The organism is Marinobacter bohaiensis, assembly GCF_003258515.1.
GTDB lineage: Bacteria > Pseudomonadota > Gammaproteobacteria > Pseudomonadales > Oleiphilaceae > Marinobacter_A > Marinobacter_A bohaiensis.
The window spans coordinates 1-1358 of the sequence record NZ_QGEH01000011.1 but is presented as its reverse complement, the minus strand read 5'-3'; the positions used below and the strand labels follow the sequence as shown (position 1 = coordinate 1358).

The following is a 1358-nucleotide window of genomic DNA, read 5'->3' as shown; positions in this document are numbered from 1 at the left end:
GAGCAATATCTCGCCCAATCAAGCAAGATCTTGCTCGATTTGAGCAACTTGTTGCCCGGCGACCGGTGGGTGAATCGAGTGGAATGGCGTTAGAGATCTGTTTTTATTGGTCTTTCTTTTTCTGGCACAGGACTTGTCTCTCAGAGTGGACCCTTTGCGAAGGGATTCACTTATTCAATCGCCAAGAGGGGTTTTCAAGCGCCACGAACGCAGTAGCTTGACAACCCCTCCATGTCACGGAGCAGACCCCATGCCAACCCCTTGTTATATCAGCATCGAAGGCCAGACCCAGGGCAACATCACCGCCGGTGCCTTCACCGCCGATTCGGTCGGTAACATCTACGTTGAAGGCCACGAAGACGAAGTGCTGGTCCAGCAGTTCGACCACACCGTCACCGTCCCGACCGACCCGCAGTCCGGCCAGCCGTCTGGCCAGCGCGTGCACAAGCCGTTCAAGTTCACCGCCGCCCTGAACAAGGCCACGCCGCTGATGTACAACGCCCTGGCCTCCGGCGAGATGCTGCCCAAGGTCGAGCTGAAGTGGTACCGCACCTCCGTTGAGGGCAAGCAGGAGCACTTCTTCTCCACCATCCTGGAAGACGCCACCATCATCAACATCGACTGCACCATGCCGCACTGCCAGGACGCGGCCAAGACCGAGTTCACCCAACTGGTCGAAGTGTCCCTGGCCTACCGCAAGGTCACCTGGGAGCACGGCATCGCCGGCACCTCCGGTTCCGACGACTGGCGTTCCCCGGTCGAGGCCTAAGGCCCGACCGCGTGCACGGGCCCGGATCGATGGATCCGGGCGTCCGTGTCGCCTGACCGGTCCGGGCAACGATTGCTTACACAAGCGGTCGCCCGGATCGGTTAGACTCAGGCCACCCACTTGCAGGAGGCAAGTGACCGTCCGAATCCCCAGTGACGGGAAGGTTGAGCCCGTTTTTGAGAGCGCGAAGGGCAAGCATCTTCGTCTTCTCAAAAGCGAGACCGCGGTTTTTCCAGTTCAAGGATGAATAGCATGTCCCTACCCCAAGGCCTGCAGTTCACGGCCCGCCTCGGCAGCCTGCCGGACGACACCTTCGCGGTGGTCGAGTTCGAGCTGACCGAGCGCCTGTCCCTGCCCTTTGTCCTGACCCTGAAGCTGGCCAGCTCGTTTGCCGACATCGAGGCCGTAGACGTGCTGGACCAGGCCGCCGACCTGGTGATCTGGCAGGACGGCGAGGCCTTACGCGGGGTACAGGGCGTGGTCAGCGCCTTCCGCCGCGGCGCCAGCGGCCACCGCCGCACCCGCTACGAGGTGAAGATCGAACCCGCCCTGTGGCGCCTGGGGCTGATGCACAACAGCCGCATCTTCC

The 1358-nt window shown here is 61.9% G+C and carries 2 protein-coding genes; both read left to right on the top strand.

Features of this window, described 5'->3' with window-relative positions:
- Positions 1-250: 250 nt before the first annotated feature.
- Complete coding sequence (locus DKK67_RS21455) at positions 251-769, top strand: Hcp family type VI secretion system effector (protein WP_111498578.1); 519 nt, start codon at positions 251-253, stop codon at positions 767-769.
- Positions 770-1021: 252 nt separating this feature from the next.
- The coding region (locus tag DKK67_RS21450; protein ID WP_265735518.1) for a contractile injection system protein, VgrG/Pvc8 family at positions 1022-1358 on the top strand (337 nt) is incomplete at its 3' end.

Excerpts from the sequence above, each read along its gene's own strand:
- DKK67_RS21455 (WP_111498578.1), top strand. The coding sequence starts at position 251 with ATGCCAACCCCTTGTTATATCAGCATCGAAGGCCAGACCCAGGGCAAC.